The organism is Nonomuraea sp. NPDC048826 (genome assembly GCF_043198225.1).
GTDB lineage: Bacteria > Actinomycetota > Actinomycetes > Streptosporangiales > Streptosporangiaceae > Nonomuraea.
Map to the genome: position 1 here is coordinate 975044 of NZ_JBICUQ010000001.1, position 16757 is coordinate 991800.

The 16757-nt window shown below is 72.7% G+C and carries 13 protein-coding genes; 7 read left to right on the top strand and 6 right to left on the bottom strand.

Going from position 1 to position 16757, the window contains the following annotated elements:
* Nucleotide 1: 1 nt before the first annotated feature.
* The 3 genes from ACGFI7_RS04805 to ACGFI7_RS04815 are packed head-to-tail and all read left to right on the top strand — an operon-like array spanning nucleotide 2 to nucleotide 3194.
* Complete coding sequence (locus ACGFI7_RS04805) at nucleotides 2-883, top strand: branched-chain amino acid ABC transporter permease (RefSeq protein WP_393399111.1); 882 nt, start codon at nucleotides 2-4, stop codon at nucleotides 881-883.
* On the top strand, nucleotides 880-1905 hold the full coding sequence (locus ACGFI7_RS04810) for a branched-chain amino acid ABC transporter permease (RefSeq protein WP_393399113.1): 1026 nt from the start codon (nucleotides 880-882) through the stop codon (nucleotides 1903-1905). The genes ACGFI7_RS04805 and ACGFI7_RS04810 overlap by 4 nt, the downstream gene beginning before the upstream one ends.
* Before the next feature lie 5 nt (nucleotides 1906-1910).
* Nucleotides 1911-3194: an ABC transporter substrate-binding protein gene (locus ACGFI7_RS04815; RefSeq protein ID WP_393399115.1), complete on the top strand. Its 1284-nt coding sequence runs from the start codon at nucleotides 1911-1913 to the stop codon at nucleotides 3192-3194.
* Between the two features lie 7 nt (nucleotides 3195-3201).
* Here the strand turns inward: ACGFI7_RS04815 and ACGFI7_RS04820 are convergent, their stop codons facing one another.
* Nucleotides 3202-3999, bottom strand: coding sequence for a class I SAM-dependent methyltransferase (locus ACGFI7_RS04820; RefSeq protein ID WP_393399117.1), 798 nt, complete (start codon nucleotides 3997-3999; stop codon nucleotides 3202-3204).
* Between the two features lie 135 nt (nucleotides 4000-4134).
* On the opposite strand from ACGFI7_RS04820, the gene ACGFI7_RS04825 reads away from it, so the two are divergent.
* A complete protein-coding gene (locus tag ACGFI7_RS04825; RefSeq protein ID WP_393399120.1) occupies nucleotides 4135-4812 on the top strand; it encodes a winged helix-turn-helix transcriptional regulator in 678 nt (225 codons plus the stop codon).
* A 4-nt stretch (nucleotides 4813-4816) separates the two neighbouring features.
* Here ACGFI7_RS04825 and ACGFI7_RS04830 read toward each other — a convergent pair whose 3' ends face one another.
* Entirely contained in the window at nucleotides 4817-5713 is an 897-nt protein-coding gene (locus tag ACGFI7_RS04830) for an NAD-dependent epimerase/dehydratase family protein (RefSeq protein ID WP_393399122.1), read from the bottom strand.
* A 22-nt stretch (nucleotides 5714-5735) separates the two neighbouring features.
* The gene (locus tag ACGFI7_RS04835) at nucleotides 5736-6299 is read right to left on the bottom strand and encodes an ArsR/SmtB family transcription factor (protein ID WP_393399124.1); all 564 of its coding nucleotides are present in this window, start codon (nucleotides 6297-6299) and stop codon (nucleotides 5736-5738) included.
* Between the two features lie 122 nt (nucleotides 6300-6421).
* Here ACGFI7_RS04835 and ACGFI7_RS04840 point away from each other — a divergent pair, with 122 nt between their 5' ends.
* Entirely contained in the window at nucleotides 6422-8902 is a 2481-nt protein-coding gene (locus tag ACGFI7_RS04840; RefSeq protein ID WP_393399126.1) for a M28 family peptidase, read from the top strand.
* A 61-nt stretch (nucleotides 8903-8963) separates the two neighbouring features.
* On the opposite strand, the gene ACGFI7_RS04845 is transcribed toward ACGFI7_RS04840, so the two are convergent.
* Together ACGFI7_RS04845 and ACGFI7_RS04850 are read right to left on the bottom strand one after the other, a co-directional pair.
* Nucleotides 8964-10415, bottom strand: a complete 1452-nt coding sequence (locus ACGFI7_RS04845; protein WP_393399129.1) for a M28 family metallopeptidase — start codon at nucleotides 10413-10415, stop codon at nucleotides 8964-8966.
* A gap of 219 nt (nucleotides 10416-10634) precedes the next feature.
* Nucleotides 10635-12113 carry an alkaline phosphatase PhoX gene (locus tag ACGFI7_RS04850; RefSeq protein ID WP_393399131.1) on the bottom strand — a complete coding sequence of 493 codons (1479 nt, stop codon included), beginning with the start codon at nucleotides 12111-12113 and terminating at the stop codon, nucleotides 10635-10637.
* Between the two features lie 127 nt (nucleotides 12114-12240).
* Between ACGFI7_RS04850 and ACGFI7_RS04855 the strand changes: the two genes are divergently transcribed.
* Together ACGFI7_RS04855 and ACGFI7_RS04860 are read left to right on the top strand one after the other, a co-directional pair.
* Nucleotides 12241-13902: a DUF4434 domain-containing protein gene (locus tag ACGFI7_RS04855; RefSeq protein ID WP_393399134.1), complete on the top strand. Its 1662-nt coding sequence runs from the start codon at nucleotides 12241-12243 to the stop codon at nucleotides 13900-13902.
* A 133-nt stretch (nucleotides 13903-14035) separates the two neighbouring features.
* Nucleotides 14036-15385 (top strand): trypsin-like serine peptidase, encoded by a 1350-nt coding sequence (locus tag ACGFI7_RS04860; RefSeq protein WP_393399136.1) that lies wholly within the window; start codon nucleotides 14036-14038, stop codon nucleotides 15383-15385.
* Here ACGFI7_RS04860 and ACGFI7_RS04865 read toward each other — a convergent pair.
* Entirely contained in the window at nucleotides 15377-16756 is a 1380-nt protein-coding gene (locus ACGFI7_RS04865; protein ID WP_393399610.1) for a glycoside hydrolase family 5 protein, read from the bottom strand. The genes ACGFI7_RS04860 and ACGFI7_RS04865 overlap by 9 nt on opposite strands.
* Between the last annotated feature and the right edge of the window lies 1 nt (nucleotide 16757).

Here is a 16757-nt window from a genome sequence, read left to right on the forward strand (position 1 = left end):
CATGACCGGATTCCTGCAACAGGTCGTCCAGGGGCTGAGCACCGGCGCCATCTACGCCAGCCTGGCCCTCGCGCTCGTGCTGATCTACCAGTTCACCGGGATCGTCAACTTCGCCCAGGGCGAGCTGGCCATGTTCTCCACCTACATCGCCTGGCAGTTCACCGCCGCCGGCCTGCCGTTCTGGCTGGCGCTGGTGCTCACGCTGATCGTGTCGTTCGCCGGCGGCATGCTCATCGAACGGGTGATCATCCGGCCGGTCGAGGGGGCGCCCGAGCTGACCCTGGTGATCGTCACCGTGGGGTTGTTCATCTTCGTCAACGCCGCCGCGGGCTGGATCTGGTCGTTCCTCATCAAGGACTTCCCCAACCCGTTCCCCGGCGGCGCGCTGGAGGTGGGCGGGCTGACCGTCGGCTTCCAGACGCTGGGCGTGTTCGCGGTCGTCGGGGCCGTCATGGGCCTGCTCTACCTGCTGTTCCAGCACACCAAGATCGGCCTCGGGATGCGCGCGGTGGCCACCAACCCGGTCTCCGCCCGGCTGGTCGGCATCCGGGTGGGGCTGACGCTGGCCCTCGGCTGGGGGCTGGCCGCCACCGTCGGCGCGGTGTCCGGCGTGCTCGTCGCGCCGCTGCTGTTCCTGGAGCCGAACATGATGGGCGGCGTCCTGATCTACGCCTTCGCCGCCGCCACGCTGGGCGGCTTCGACAGCCCGGCGGGCGCGGTCGCCGGCGGGCTGATCGTGGGCGTGGCCGAGACGCTGGCCGGCGCCTACGTCGGGGCCATCGGGTCCGACCTGAAGATCGGCGTGCCGCTGGTGATCATCCTCGGCGTGCTGTTGCTGCGGCCCCAGGGGCTGTTCGGGCGAGCGGTGGTGGAGCGGGCATGAGCGAGTCGACACAGGTCACCAGCAGAGCCGGCGCGCCTCCGCGGGGGCAGGCGCAGGAGCCGCGCCGGCGGGTGCGCAGGCAGTGGATCGTGGCCGGCGTGCTGCTGGCCGCCGCGCTCTACGCGCCGTTCCAGCTCGTGCCGTTCCACGTCTTCCAGCTCACCATGGTGCTGGTCTACGCGGTGGCGCTGCTCGGGCTGAACGTCCTGGTCGGGCACGCCGGGCAGATCTCGCTCGGGCACGGCGCCTTCTTCGCGGCGGGCGCGTACGGGGCCGCGATCATGATGTTCCACTGGGACGTGCCCTACCTGGCGACGCTGCCCGTGGCCGCCGCCGTGGCGTTCGCGCTGGGGCTGGTGCTGGGCGTGCCCGCGATGCGGCTGCGCGGCCTCTATCTGGCGCTGGTCACGCTCGCGATCGCGATCTTCCTGGTGCCGCTGCTCAAACGGTTCGAGGAGGTCACCGGCGGCTCCATGGGGCTGTCGCTGGCCAAGCCGGCGCCGCCCGCGTGGACCGGGCTGGCCGAGGACCAGTGGCTCTACTTCCTCGCCCTGGCCGTCGCGCTCGCGTCCTTCCTGCTGGCCGCCGGGCTGCTGCGGTCGCGGGTCGGGCGGGCGCTGCACGCGGTCCGGGACAACGAGATCGCGGCCGAGGTCATGGGCGTGCGGCTGTCGTTCTACAAGACGCTCGCCTTCGCCTGGAGCGCGATGTTCGCCGGGGCGGCGGGCTGCGTCTACACGTGGGTGATCGGGTTCGTCTCGCCGGACTCGTTCCCCGTCACGCTCTCGATCACGCTGCTGGCGGGCATCGTCGTCGGCGGGCTCGGCTCGCTGTCCGGACCGGTGCTCGGCGCACTGTTCGTGATGTTCGTGCCCAGCCTCTCGCAGGACATCAACGACGCCGCGCCCGGCGTGATCTTCGGCCTCCTGATCATCGCGGTGATGTACGTGGCCCCGACCGGCCTGGCCGGCCTGGCGGGACGCGCGGCCAACTCTCTCAAGAAGACCCTCCGGAAGGGGTAACAGGAATGCGTTTAACTGCGATCGGCCGTACGGCGGTGACGGCCACCCTGGTGATCGCCGCGGCGGCCTGCGGGGGTCGGGGGGAGACCGGCGGGCAGGCGACGTCCAGCGCCGCCCAGGGACAGTGCCAGGGACAGCAGACCACCGGCATGACGGACACCACGCTCAAGCTCGGCGGCATCTACCCGCTGTCGGGGCCGGCGTCCGCCTACGGTGACATCCCCAAGGGCATCAAGGCGTACTTCGACTACGTGAACGCGGAGAAGGGCGGCGTCGCCGGGCGCAAGGTCGAGTTCGTCGTGCGCGACGACGGCTACCAGCCGCCGAAGGCCGTCGAGGAGGCGCGCAGGCTGGTCGAGCAGGAGCAGGTGTTCGCGCTCTTCCAGACGCTGGGCACCCCCTCCACCACCGCCACCTGGGACTACACCAACCAGCGCAAGGTGCCGCAGGTGTTCGTCGCCACCGGCGCCTCCCAGTGGGGCACCGACACCGAGCACCCGTGGACCATCGGCTGGCAGCCCAACTACGTCTCCGAGGCGCGCGTCTACGCCCAGTACCTCAAGACGGAGAAGCCCGACGCCAAGGTCGCGGTGCTCTACCAGAACGACGACTTCGGCAAGGACCTGTTCGGCGGCTTCAAGCGCGCCATCGAAGGCTCGAAGGTCACCGTCGTGGCCGAGCAGAGCTACGAGGTCACCGACCCGAGCATCGATCCGCAGATGCGCAACCTCGCCGAGTCCGGCGCCGACGTGTTCCTGAACATCACCACCCCCAAGTTCGGCTCGCAGGCGCTGGCCGCCGACGCCAAGAACCCCAAGTGGAACCCGCTGCACATCGTCAACAACGTGGCCGCCTCCATCACCGTGCTCAAGCCCGTCGGCTTCGAGAACGTGCAGGGCGTCGTGTCCTCCTCGTACTACAAGGACCCGAACGACCCGCGGTGGGCCGACGACGCGGAGATGAAGCTCTACAAGGAGAAGATGGCCCAGTACGCGGCCGGCGCGGACCCCAACATCCCGTACCACACCTTCGGCTGGGCCGTGGCGAGCAGCTTCCACAAGGCGATGGAGGCCGCGCCCTGCAAGACCCGTGAGGGCCTGATGGAGTCGGTGCGCAACCTGCAGAACGTCCAGGTGGACATGCTCCTGCCCGGCGTGGTCCTGCAGACCTCGGCCGACGACGCCTTCCCGATCGAGTCGATGCAGCTCATGGAGTTCAAGGGCGAGCGCTGGGAGCTGTTCGGCGAGGTGATCGACACCCGTAAGGAGTTCGGTCCGCTGACCAACTGACGCGCCGTCAGGGGCCGTCCGCCTTCGTGGCGAGCACCAACAGGTACTCGTACGCGATGTCGACCGGCTCGCCGGCCGCCGCCCGGTTCTCGGTGGTGAAGAAGGCGAGCAGGTCCGCGTCGAAGGCGGCGGCCCCCTCGGCGTCCAGCGCGGCGCGGACGGCCACCACCGGGGGGAAGTGGTCCCGGTAGAGCGCGTGCAGGTCACGCGGCGAACCGCCGAACGCCACCGGGACCTCCTCGACGCGGGTCTCCACCGTCACGCCGGGGCGGGCGAGCAGGTCGCGCACGTGCTGAGGCACCCCCCAGTCCAGCGGGGAGTCGCCTGGCGGCGGGGGCGGCGCGTGCCGTCCCACCACCCGGAAGAAGTCGCCCGCCGAGCCGTCGGGGGTCCAGTTCGCCATCCCGACCACCCCGCCGGGCCGGCACACCCGCAGCAGCTCGTCCGCCACCGCCTCGTGGTCCGGCGCGAACATCGCGCCGACGCAGGAGAGCACGACGTCGAACTCCCCGTCGGCGAACGGCAGCCGCTGGGCGTCCGCCTCCCGCCACTCCAGCGCCACCCCGCGCTTTTCGGCCAGCCGCTGGCCGGTGTCCAGCAGCTCCGGCGTCACGTCGGTGGCCACCACCGAGGCGCCGCGCCCGGCCGCCGGGATCGCCGCGTTGCCGGCGCCCGCCGCGACGTCCAGCACCCGCTGCCCCGGACCGACCCGGCACGCCTCCACCAGGGTCCTGCCCTGGGCCGCAACCAGGTTCGCGATGACCGCGTAGTCGCCCAGTCGCCACAGTTCACGCCCGGTCTCCATCCCTGTCCTCCCTCGTCCCGTCGTCGTGGCTCTCTTTCAGCCTGGACCTCGGGGGACAGGGAGGAGAAGTTCGACATGCGAACCCACCGCGCGGTTCGGTTTTCGTCCTTATCGCGGAGCCCGCCGGCTGGGAGAGTGGAGGACGTGAAGGGCTACGGCCAGTACTGTCCGATCGCGCTCGGCGCGGAGGTCTTCGCCGAGCGCTGGACGCCGATCATCCTGCGCAATCTCATGGTGGGCTGCCACCGCTTCGGCGAGATCCTGGAGGGCGCGCCCGGACTGCCGCGCAGCGTGCTCACCCAGCGGCTGCGCCGGTTGGAGCGCGACGGCGTGGTGGAGCGCCGCGACGGCGGCGGCTACCACCTGACCGACGCCGGGGCCGAGCTGACGGAGGTGTGCCTGGCCCTCGGCGTCTGGGGCGCCCGCTGGCGCGAGGTGCTGCCCGAGAACCTCGACCCCTACCTCATGCTGTGGGCGCTGTCGCGGCTGATCCGGCCCGGCACCCTGCCCAAGGACCGGGTGGTGGTGCGGTTCGACGTCGAGGCGGCCCGCGGGCCCGGCCGCTACTGGCTGGTCGTGTCGGTGCGCGGCAACGAGGTGTGCGTGCGGGCGCCCGGCTTCGAGGAGGACGGCGTGGTCGTCACCGACGCCGAGTGGCTGGTGCGCTGGCACGGCGGCTCGGTCTCGCTGGGGAGCGCCCAGGCCGCCGGGGGCATCGCCGTCACGGGGCCGCCGTGGCTGGTCAGGACGCTGGCCGGCTGGGGCGAGCTGAGCCCGTTCGCCGGGATCCGCCCCGCCTCGGGACGCCGCTGACCGGTCACGGGCGTGCCTGCTCCGGCAGCGCCCGCCCGTCCTCGCCGAGGTGGTCGCGCCAGGAGCGCGACGGCCGCCAGCCGAGCATGCGCACGGCCTTCTCACAGGAGATCCCGGACGCGTCGGGCCTGGACAGCGGCCTGATCGGGATCGCCTCCCCGTAGACAGCGGTGATCAGGTCGGCCAGCCCGCGGCCGGCCGCGTTGTCGGGGGAGGCGATGCAGAACACCTCGTGACCCGTGAGCCCGGACTCGACGGCCAGCACGATCGCGTCGGCCAGGTCGTCCACGTCGATGTAGCTCCACAGCCCCGCGCTCGGCTGGTAAGGGTCGCGGAGCTGCGGGCCGAGGTTGCGCTCGTAGTTGCCGGCGTGCTGCACCCAGCTCGGCCGCAGCGAGACGCACCGGATGTCCGACCGGCGCACCGCGGCGTCCATGAGCTGCTCGCCGAAGTGCTTCGAGAGCGCGTACGGGTCTTGCGGCGCGATCGGGTGGTCCTCGTCGATCGGCGCGTACGACGGCAGGAACGGCCGATCGGGGAAGAAGAAGCCCGGCACGGTCTCGCTGGAGATGTTGACGAACCGGGGCACCCCGAGCGCCACCGCCGCCTCGATCATGTTGAACGTGGCCATCAGGTTGTTCTGGAACACCACGTGGGGCGGGTTGTGGGTGGGGTCGGGGATCGCCGCGGCGTGCACCACGGCCTCCGCCCCGCGCACCACCGCGAACGCCTGGCCCGCGTCGGTGAGGTCGGCCTGCCGGTAGCCGGGCTCGGCCGGGCCGGGCCGCTCCCAGACCGGGCGGGTGACGTCGACCGCCGTCACCTCGTGGCCCGCGGCCATCAGCGCCCGCACCGCCGCCCGGCCGACCTTGCCGTGCGCACCCGTCACCACGACTCGCATGGCACCTTCTTCCCGTGATGGCTCACGCCTCGGACTCCGGATAGGCGAAGAAGCGGGTGTGGACGAGCCGCGCGCCGGGGCCCGCCTCCTCCGCCGGTCTGTCGTACTTGTTGAGGAGCGCGATGTACTCCTCGAAGAACTCTCCGAGCTCCTCCAGCGTCACCCGGATCGTGCCCCGCGAATAGGGGAAGGCGTCACCCCACCCGCCGGGCTCGACGGCGGCCTGGGCGCGGCGGAACGCCTGCATGGCGTCGGAGATCGAGCGGACGTTCATCTCGTCGAGGATGGCCCGGGTCTCCTCGTCCTGCTCGCTGCGGAGCGGGAAGCGCAGGTCGGCGGGAACGAAGCGCCACCAGCGCTCGCGGCCGCGGGCCTTCTCTGGCAGCTCCTCGACGAAGCCGTGCTTGGCCAGCTCGCGCAGGTGGTAGCTCGTGGCGCCGGTGTTGAGGTCGAGGTCGCGGGCCAGGTCGGCGGAGGTCGCGGGGCCGCGCGCGCTGAGGTGGTTGAGGATGCGCTGGCGCCGTGGATGGGCGAGCGCGCGCAGCGCCTCAAGGTCGTCGAGCTTGCGCGGGACGTGCTCAGCCATGCGATCAACGTAGCCGTGGCGTGAGTTCTGTGCAACTTTCGCCGCTGTCACCTGGGCTTTGGTTTTTCGTTGTGCACAGAGCATCTTGCACAACTGGCTGTGCACAATCCATTATGCATCTCATGGACGCCTTTCCCCGCGGACGGCTGCCGGCCGCCGTCGCGCTCGTCGCCGTCACCCTGCTCGCGGTCGCCGCCTGGCTGGCCGAGCTGCCGCCCACGCCCGCCGGACGGGACGCGCCGCCCGGCTCCTTCAGCGCCGAACGGGCCTGGCCGGTACTCGAACGCCTGGCCGGCGAGCCCACGCCGATCGGGTCCGCAGCGGGCGACGCCGCCCGCGGCCACCTCGTGGCCGAGCTGACCCGGCTCGGGCTACGGCCCGAGGAGCAGACGGCGACCGGCGCGCACGCGTTCGGCGGCGGCGACGTGGTGGCCGGGGTCGCCGAGAACGTCATCGCCGTCATCCCCGGACGGGACTCCACCGGCCGCGTCGTGCTGGCCGCCCACTACGACTCCACCCCCACCACGCCCGGAGCCAGCGACGACAAGGCGTCCGTGGCCACCATCCTGGAGATCGCCCGCGCCCTGCGCACCGGGCCGCCGCTCCGCAACGACGTGGTGATCCTGCTCAGCGACGGCGAGGAACCCGGGCTCATCGGGGCCGAGGCGTTCGCCCGCCACCCGCTGGCCCGGGACGGCGGCGTCGTCGTCAACCTGGAAGGGCCCGGCAACGCCGCCCCGTCGGCCGTCTACAACGTGACCCCCGGCGGCGGCGCCCTGGTGGGGGCGTTCGCGCGGGCCATGCCGCACCCCGTGGGCGAGTCCGCGCTGGTGGACGCCTACCGGGAGACCGGCTTCCACTCCGACCTGTCCGCGCTGGAGGAGAAGGGCTGGATCGGGATCGACCTGGGGCTGGCCGGCGGGCGCGCCTACTACCACCACCCCAGGGACACCCCCGCCGCGCTGGACCGGGGCGCCCTGCAGATGCACGGGGACAACGCGCTCGCCATGGTCCGCGAGCTCGGCGGCGCGGACCTGCGGGAGCTGCGCGCGCCCCCGGACGAGGTGTTCTTCGCGCTCTTCGGCGTGGTCTTCCGGTACCCGGCGGGGCTGGCGACGCCGCTGGCGGTCCTCGCGGTCCTCACCGTCCTGGCGGTGGCCTGGTACGCCCGGTCGTCGTCCCGGCGGGCCGCGGACCGGGCGCCCGTGACGGTGCCCCGGCTGCTCGCGGGGGCGGGCGCCGTGCTCGTGATGCTGGTCGTCATGATCGCGCTGAGCATCGGGCTGTGGCCGGTGCTGGTGGCGCTGGATCCGGGGTACGGGGACCTGGTCAGCGACCCCTACCAGCCGGGACCGTACCGGCTGGCGTTGATCGCGACGGCGGTGGCCGTGGTGTGGGCCGGGTGCGTCACGCTGCGACGATGGCTGAACCCGGTGGTCCTGACCCTAGGGGTGCTGTTCTGGCTGGCGGCTCTGGGGATCGCCGGCGCACTGCTGATGCCGGGCGCGTCACACTACGGCTCCCTCCCGGCCCTGGCCGGCACCGCCGGCCTCGCCGCCGCACTGGCACGGAACCGCAGGCGGTCCACCCAGCAGGTCACCCCGGCGGCCACTCCGGCGGCCATCCCCCAGGCAACCCAGACGGCCGCCGCCCCGACGGCGACCTCCCAAGTCACCCGGCCTGCCCCTCCTGCGGACGCTTCGGGGGTGTGGGTGATGGTCGTCCTGGCGTTGGGAGTGGTGCCGGGGGTGGTGTTGTTCAGTGTGGGGGCGCGGTCGATCGGCACCGCGACCGGGCTGGCCATGGCGGCGCCCGCCGGGCTCTTCTACGGCTTCGCCGTGCTGGCCGCGCTCCCGCTGCTGACCGCCGTCACCCCGGAAGGCGGCGGGGTGCCGGCCGGAGCCGTCCGGCGGCGCATCGGCCGGTGGGGCGGTCCCGCCGGGGCGGGGGTGCTGGCCCTGGCGCTGGTCGCCGTGGGCCTGCAGGTCAACCGGTTCGGCGCCGAACAGCCCCGGCTGGCGCATCTGGCCTATGTGCTCGACGCCGACGCCCGGCAGGGCACCTGGGTGAGCATGACCGAGCCGCCGCACCCGTGGGCCGCCGAGCGGGCGCCGCACGTGCCCGCCTCGTGGGACCTGCCGCTCCCGTACCGTCAGCGGCCCGCGCGCGTCGGGCCGGCGCCCGCCGTCACGCTGCCCGCGCCCGAGCTGACCGTGCTGGAGGAGCGGCGGGACGGCGACGAGACGGTCCTGCGGGTACGGGTGCGCTCCCAGCGGGCGGCGTACCAGCTGAACCTGCACGTCGCCGCCCCGGTGGAGAGCGGGGAGTTCCGGGCGGCCGGTCACGCCGCGGTGCCGCTGCCGCCGACCGAGAAGGAGGCCGGGCCGTGGCCGTTCGAGGTGCAGTTCTTCGCCCCGCCGCCGGAGGGGGTGGAGTTCACGCTCCGGGTCGCCGGCGCCGCGCGGCCCCGGCTGGCGGTCGCCGACGTCACGCTCGGTTTCGACGGCGTCCCCGGCTCCCGGCCCCGGCCTCCGGGGGTGGACAAGACCCCGTCGGGCGGCGGCCTGCCCACCGACTCGGTGACCGTGGTCAGGACCCTGTGAGACGGGAGACGGCCCGCACCGGCAGGAGTGCGGGCCGTTCCCGTCGGGGAGTTCGCGCGGCCTACCGGCGCGGGATGGCGCGCAGGTCGAACGCGTACCGGGCCGTGGAGTCGGCGATCGCGTCGGCGTTCACGTCCAGCGCGAACGCGTTGACGTTGGCGAGGGTGTCACAGGCCGCGTGGTAGCACGGGTCGTAGGCCTGGCCCGCCGTGCCGCCCCACAGGGCCGCCTCCTCCGGCGTCTTGGTGCCCTCGGCGCCGGTGAAGATGCCGCCCGACGGGATGCCGACCGCGATGAACGGCCCGTAGTCGGAGCGGCCGTCGAAGTCGGTGCCGCGGGTGGGCAGGCGGCGGTGCTTGAAGAAGTCCTCCAGCTGGTCCTCGATCTGGGCCGATCCGGGCGGGCCGGCGGGCGCGCCGGTGCCGTCGGAGTCGTCGCCGTCATAGAGGAACAGGCCGTAGTTGGGCGAGGCGACCATGTCGAAGTTCAGGTAGACCCTGATCCGGTCGCGCTGCGCCTGGCTGAGGCTCTCCACGTACTGGTCCGACCCGAGCAGGCCGATCTCCTCGGCGGCCCAGAAGGCGAACCGGACCTTGTTCTTGACCGGGAAGTTCCGCATCTGCAGGGCGGTCTCCAGGATGGCGGCGCTGCCCGAGGCGTTGTCGTTGATGCCCGGCCCCTCGGGGACGCCGTCCAGGTGGGCGCCGACCATGACCACGTTGCGCGCGTCGCCCCAGCGGCTTTCGGCGATCACGTTGTCGTTGGTGCCGAGCGTGAGCGTCGCGTCGACCGCCAGGCGCACCGGTGTGGTCGTGGTCGACAGCGCCTGGCCGACGGCGAAGTCGGCGTAGACCATCGGGATGCCGGCCCGCCACTCGCCGATGTCCAGCGGGTTGGCCTCGGTCCGGCCGGGCTGGCCCTCGTTGAAGACGACGATGCCGGACGCGCCGGCGAACCCGGCGTTGCGCACCTTGGTGGCGAACGGGCAGGTGCCGCGCTGGATCAGCGCGATGTTGCCCGGCGTGAACCCCGCGAAGTCCGACATCTCGCAACCGCTGGTCGAGGTCGGCGTGGGGGTGGGCGGCAGGGTCAGGTCGACGCCCTGCACCGGCGCGGTCACGTCGCCGGCGGGTGAGGGCTGGAAGGTGTAGAAGTCCTCGTTCGGGGCGAAGCTGCCCAGCACGGGCGGGCTGTTCTCGACCCAGCCCTCGACGAAGTTGATCGGCTGCAGGGTGACCCGGTAGCCGGCCTTGCGAAGCTTGTCCGCGACGTAGTCACGGGAGGCGTCGTAGCCGGAGGTGCCGGCCGCCCGGTTGCCCCCGTTGGCGTCGGCGATGGCCTGGAACGCCTTGAGATGCTTCTGGACGTTGGCGCCCTTGACCTGCTTCACCAGCAGCTTGGCGAAGACGTCGTCGAGACCGCCGCCCGCCTGGGCCGGAGTCGTGAGGGAGAGCGGTAGGGCGAGGGCCGTGACCAGCGTGAGGGCACGGATGACGCCTTGACGAAGAGTCATGTCGCACTTCCATGTGACGGCTTGGGAGACATGCGCCCGTGGGCGCGGGGCCGTCCCGAAGGACGGCTTGTGAAGGGAGATCCGCACGACACCTCATGCCCCCGAAGGCGTGCTGAACGGAACGTATGCCCGAAGCCTGTCCCTGAGAAGGCCCAGTCAGCCCATCACGTGTGGCAGATTTGGGACAATCTCGCAGTTGACGACTCCCGTGCCCGGCGTCTATAGCGGCCCTCTGCGCCACGGCCCCCTGATCGCGTACGTGCGCCCCGGCGGCTCGGTGGAACTGGTCGAGCCGAGCTGGTTGACGAAGAGCACCGACCCGTCGGGGCTGAAGCACGCCCCGGCGAACTCGCTGTCGTCGGCGATGTTGACCGCGAACTCGAACGGCCGCCCGCGGCGCGGGTCCAGCCCGATCAGCCGGTTCACGTTCTCCAGCCCGGGGGCCAGCGGGTGCGGGTCGGCGTCGGCGTCGGAGGCGTCGTCCTCGCACAGCACGATGCCGCCGCGCGGGGTGAAGGTCAGGTTGTCGGGCGAGTCGAGTTCCTTGCGCCCCGGCGACTCGTACACCAGGACCAGCGTGCCGCCGTCACGACGGCCGGGGACGTACCGCCAGACCTGGCCGTACCCCTCCACGTAGCCGTCGGCGCCCGGCGCGTCGCCGTTCTTGGCGTCGCCGCCGCTGGTGGAGTTGAAGAACACCGAGCCGTCGCCCCACCAGCAGCCCTCCAGCCGGTTGAACTTGGCCCCGCCCTTGGCCAGCCCCTGCTGGGTGCAGGTGGGGGCGCCGCCCTCCAGGTCGGGGTCGGGGTCGTCGATCCGCACCCACTCGACCGGCAGCCGGGCGCCCATCCGCTGGCCCTCGCGGCAGTCGTAGCCGTCGACGCCCCGGATCTTGAGCATCTCCAGCACGCCGCCGCGGCTCAGGTCGTGCGGGTCGCGCGGGCGGAACCGGTAGAACCCGTCGGGCTTGCCCGAGTCGTCCTCGGTCTCGTACACGTACCCGGTGCGCGGGTCGACGGCGACGGCCTCGTGCGAGAAGCGGCCCATCGCGGTGAGCGGCATGGACGCGGCCGGGCTGCCGGGGGAGGGGCCGCGCAGCGGGACCTCGAAGATGTAGCCGTGCTTGCGCTGCCACCCGTCGGCCGGGCCGGCGATGGTCTCCTCGCAGGTCAGCCAGCCGCGGTCGCCCAGCATGCGGCCGCCGGCGCAGTTGATGATCGTGCCGTTGAGGCTGACGAAGTGGCGCACCACCTCGCCGCTGCGCAGGTCCACCTCCAGCGTGGTGGTGCCCCCGACGCCCAGCTCGTCGTACCGGGCGGAGCCGGGCACGTGCACGCGGCCGGCCGGGGTGCCGGGGGCGGTGCGCACCTCGTGGTTGCGGATCAGCCGGACGGTGTGCCGGCGGGTGCCGGGGAAGGCGGCCATCCCGTCGTGCGCGATGGGCGTGAGCACGCCGTCGGACATCGGGGTGCCGGTCTTGCCGAGCACCACGTACGAGAACCCGGCGGGGAGGGCGAGCAGCTCCTCGCCGGTGTTCCTGGTGGCGGCGCGGCGGAGCGGGCCGTAGCCCTCCCCGCCGGTGGCGGGCGCGCGGCCCGCCTCGGCCCAGGCGGCGTGGGCGGCCAGGGTCTCGACGGCGACGCCGGTGGCCAGAGCGCCTCCGGTCGCGAGGAAGGAACGTCGATCGAGCGCGGTCATGGGTGTTCACCTCGTTGACAGCTCGGGTCAACAAAGCGTAGACGCGAGAATCGTGGGCAAGGAGGCCCAACTTGATCGGGCTGTACGACGTAGCGTGTGAGTCGTACGCGGGCGCGAAGGGGCGGGTGTGCTGCAACGGGTCCTGCGGTGGGCGCTGGCCGTCACGGTGGTGGTGCTGGCCGTCATACCGGACAGCCTGGTCGGCGGGGTCACCTCGGGGCCGGTCGACGCGCAGGAGTGCGCGCCGCGCGACACCCGGGTCCTGGCCCGTTACCCGATCACCGGCTACTGGATGATCCCGCGCTCCGACCCGTGTGTGACGCGGCGGATGGTCGAGGCCATCCACGGGGTGGGCGCCGACACGCTGATCACGTTCGGCGCGCGGTTGCTGCCCGCCGCCGTCGGCCAGGACGGGCGGGTGGGCGGCGCGTTCGACGACTGCGTGGAAGACGGCAAGAGCTGCTACCAGGCCGCCCGCGACACCGGCCGGCACATCAGGCAGGTCTACACGTACACCGCGAGCGAGCACTTCGGGGCCGGTGTGCTGCGCTGCCCCGGCCTGGACCGGCGGGTGGAGAACGGCGACCGGGTCTACTACCGGCTGATGCTCGGCGACTCGTGCGAGGCGTCGTCGTACGACCTGCTGCTGATCGCCGCGGACGGCGACGGCGTGGGGCACATGATGACCGAGGCCGCCGCGCAGGGCATGCGGGTCTTCCCCGGCCTGCCGGTGCCGCCCAAGGACGAGGTCAAGCCGTGGCTGCCCGGCCTGGCCCACCTGCCGGCGCTCAACGCGTTCACCGAGCGGGTGGTGACCGACTACCGGCAGCGGTACGGGGGCTCGGCCGCGCTCGGCGGCCTCTACCAGTCGTTCGAGCTGGCCATGCGCGACCGGGCCGACGACGACCCGATCATCGCCCTGTACGCGGCGCAGCACGAGGCGGTCGCCCGCGCCTGGCCCGGGGTGAAGATCATGGTGAGCCCGTTCTGGGACGCCCGCCGGGGCCGCGGCTTCCCGCCGGAGCAGGTGGAGCGGGGGTTCGACGAGATCGCGGCCACCCGCGCCGGGGCGCCGATGGTCATCGCTATCCAGGACGGGCGCGGCGTCGGCAAGGTCCCGGTGTACGGGGCGGACGAGGTGGACGCGCCGGTCGACCCCCGCCTGGAGCCGATCACCGGCAAGGTCACCAACCGGCAGGCCTACTACGGCTCCACCCGCGACTACATCGAGGCCGCGGCCCGGCGGGTGACGCCCGGGGTGGAGCTGTGGGTGAACGTCGAGGTGTTCGAGCCGGCCCAGGCGGCGGGCGAGTGCGGCCGGGCCGACCCGTTCCCGCTGCGCGGCCGCACCACCAAGGCCCGGGTGGACGAGCAGGTCGCGGCGGCCGCCCCGCACAAGATCATCGCGTACGGCTGGGACCCGTTCCTGACCTGCCGCGACGACCCGTCCGCGCCGTCGCTGGCCGACGAGCTGGTGGCGGGCTGGCAGGAGCCGATCGTGGCCCGCGCCGCCCCGGCCACCCGCGACGGGGTGCCGGGCGTCACGGTCGAGGGCCACCACCTGCGGGGCGGCACCATCCGCTTCACCTACCACCGCGCCGGGGTGGGCGCGGTGACGGTGGAGGCGCCCCAGGAGTGGCACGATCCCGGTCGCGGCGGTCTGGAGTCCGCGTGGGCGCCGTTCACGCCGGCCGATCCGGACCCGGCGCGGCCGTGGATCGCGATCACCGTCGTCAACGGCGCGGGCCACACCTCCACGTCGGGCTACGCGATGCCCACCGGTCTTTGAACTCCTCCCCGGCCTGAAGGCCGGAGCACTGCCGACGAACCCGATAGATCCGGCCCCGGACGGGAGTCGGTCACGGGGCGTGCTGGCGATGTGACTTACTGTGCTTCCTGGGATTCGATCTATAGGGGGACCGATGTCACGCCGAAGCACCCTGCTCGCGCTGGTGACGGTGAGCACCGCGCTGGTCGCGCCGCCCGTGGAGGCCGCTGCCGCGCCGCCGCCCGTGCCGGGGGCCGAGGTCTCCCCGGTCATGGACCCGCAGCGGGCGATCGACTACTGGACGGCCAGGAAGCAGTCCAAGGCCGACGCCATCGACCTGCCGGAGAACGTGGTCATCCCGCGCTCGGCGGGGGAGTGGGCGAGCGTGCCGAGGAACAAGCGGCTGACGCCGGGCGCCGACGCCAACGGCTACGGCCGGATGGACCGGCCCTACCGGCGGGCGCACGACAGCCGGGCCACCGGCCGCCTGTTCTTCCTGGACGCGGCCGGAAGCCGCAGGTCGTGCACCGGCGCGGTGATCCGCTCGGCGCGCGGGCTGCTGCTGGTGACCGCCGCGCACTGCGTGTACGGGGTGCCCGGCCGGGGCGGGCAGGGCAGGTGGTCGCAGAACATCGCGTTCGTGCCCGCGTACGACGGCCGGGCCGAGAACCCGCGCGACCGCGCGCCCTACGGCGTGTGGGGCGCCCGGCGCGTGTGGAAGCCGCGGCCGTTCACCGGCGTGTCCCCCTTCGACTGGGACTCCATCTACGACCTGGCGCTGATCGAGGTCGGCCGGCGGGGCGACACGACGCTGCAGGACGCGGTGGGCGGGTTCACGCCGGTGCGCAACGAGGGCGGCGGCCACACCGTCACCAGCCTCGGCTACCCGAGCGACGCCCCGTACGACGGCACCCGCCAGCTCTGGTGCCTGGCCAGGACCCGGCTGTGGCCCGGCCACGCGCTGCGCGGGACCGGCGGGCGGATGCGCACCGACAACTGCCACCTGTACGGCGGCAACAGCGGCGGCCCGTGGCTCGACAGGGACGGCGGCCTGCTGCTGGGAGTGCTCACCTCGGGGGCGAACGACGAGGCCGGCCACGGCTACGCGGTGGCGAACCCGCTCGGCCGGGAGAGCTTCGGCGCGATGATCCGCAGGGCCGACCCCCGAGGCGTGTACGACGCGCTGTCGGTGGAGGGCTCCGGCACCGGCCGCCGGGTCACCGCGACCGTGACCATGCGCGGGCTGATGGCGGCGGCCCGGGTGCCGGTCACGTTCACGCTCCCGCCCGGCGCGCGGGTGGGGTCCGCGCCCGGCTGCGCCGCGGCGGGCCAGCGGGTGACGTGCGTGCTCCCGCTGGTCCGCCCGGGTCATCCGGTACGGGTGAGCGTCCCGATCCGGGTCCGCGACGCCGGCCGCGACAGCGTGACCGTGTCCGTGGGGTCGACCTTCCTCGACCGCGACCGGCGCGACGACAGGGACAGGTTCCGGCTCTCCTCAGGGTGAGGCGGTCCCGCCCAGGGAGCCGGACAGCAGGTCCAGCAGGGGTTCGCGGCGGTGGCAGTGCTCCAGCGCGAACGAGTCGGCCAGCGCGGCGAGCTCACTGTCGTCGAGGCCCCTGAACAGCTCGGCGTACTCGGGCAGCAGCGCCTGGGCGATGAGGATGTGCCGGATCAGGTCGTCGGTCTGGTAGCGGGCGCCCCACGGGTACGGGTCCCAGGTGGGGAACTCGGTCTCCACCAGGGCGTGCAGCGGGGCGAGCGCGTCGGCGCACTCCTCCATGGTGGAGCCCCACCGGTCCGCGCCGAGCCGCCGCTTCTTGTCGATGAACGGGCCGAACCTCTCCAGGTACGGCCCGCCCGCGCACACCAGCCCCTGCAGGCCCACGTCCTTGTAGGTCCACAGGGACCAGCCGGCCTCGTGCCGGTCGTAGATCTCCAGCTGGTCGCGGAGGATCTGGTAGCGCTCGGCGTCCCGCTCGGGGTTCCCGGTGTAGACGGGCCCGAACTCGCCGACCCAAAGCGGGGTCCCGGTCTCGCGCTGGAACCGCGACCGCTGCCGGAACGTGTGCTCCAGCTCGTCCTTGTCACACCACCGGCCGTGCGTGTAGCCGGGGTAGCCGCCGCCGTGGGCGAACCCGGCCATGGCGTAGTCGTGACAGACGAACACCGTGTTCTCGTACACCTCCCGGAAGATCGAGAAGTCGGTCGAGTACGTGTTGCCGTCCAGGAACAGCACGTGCCGGGGGTCGGCCGCGCGCACCGCCTTGACCAGCCGGTCGTAGAACGGGCCGATGACCTTGCCGCTCGGGTCCCCCGGTTCGTTGGCCGGGTTGTAGCCGGCCACCCACGGGTTGTCCCGGTAGTGGTCGGCGAGGGCCTCCCACAGGTGCACGGCCCGGTCCTGGAAGTGGCGGTGCTGCCAGAAGGCGGCCACGTGCGTCGGGTTGTCGGAGTGCCAGTGCTGGTTCTGCGAGCCTGGCAGCGCGTGCAGGTCGATCACGCTGTAGATGCCGTGCCGGCCGAGCAGGTCGACGACCCGGTCCAGGTGGCGGAAACCGTACTCGATGATCTCGAAGGGCCGGTCGTCCGACTCGAAGTGCCGATAGCTGATCGGGATGCGGACGCAGTTCATGCCCAGCCCGGCCAGTAACGCCGCGTCCTGCTCGGTGAAGAAGGAAGACAGCAGCCGGTCGAAGAAGAACGCGGCACGTTCCTCGCCCAGCACCTGACGCACCGCCGTGCGCATCGACGACTCGTTGGCCGGATAGCCGGTGATGAAGTTCTCCAGGTTCATCCAGCCGCCCAGCCCGACGCCGCGCAGGCGTACGGGCCGGTCGTCGGCCGTGCGGAGCTGAGCTCCGGAGACGTGCAGCATG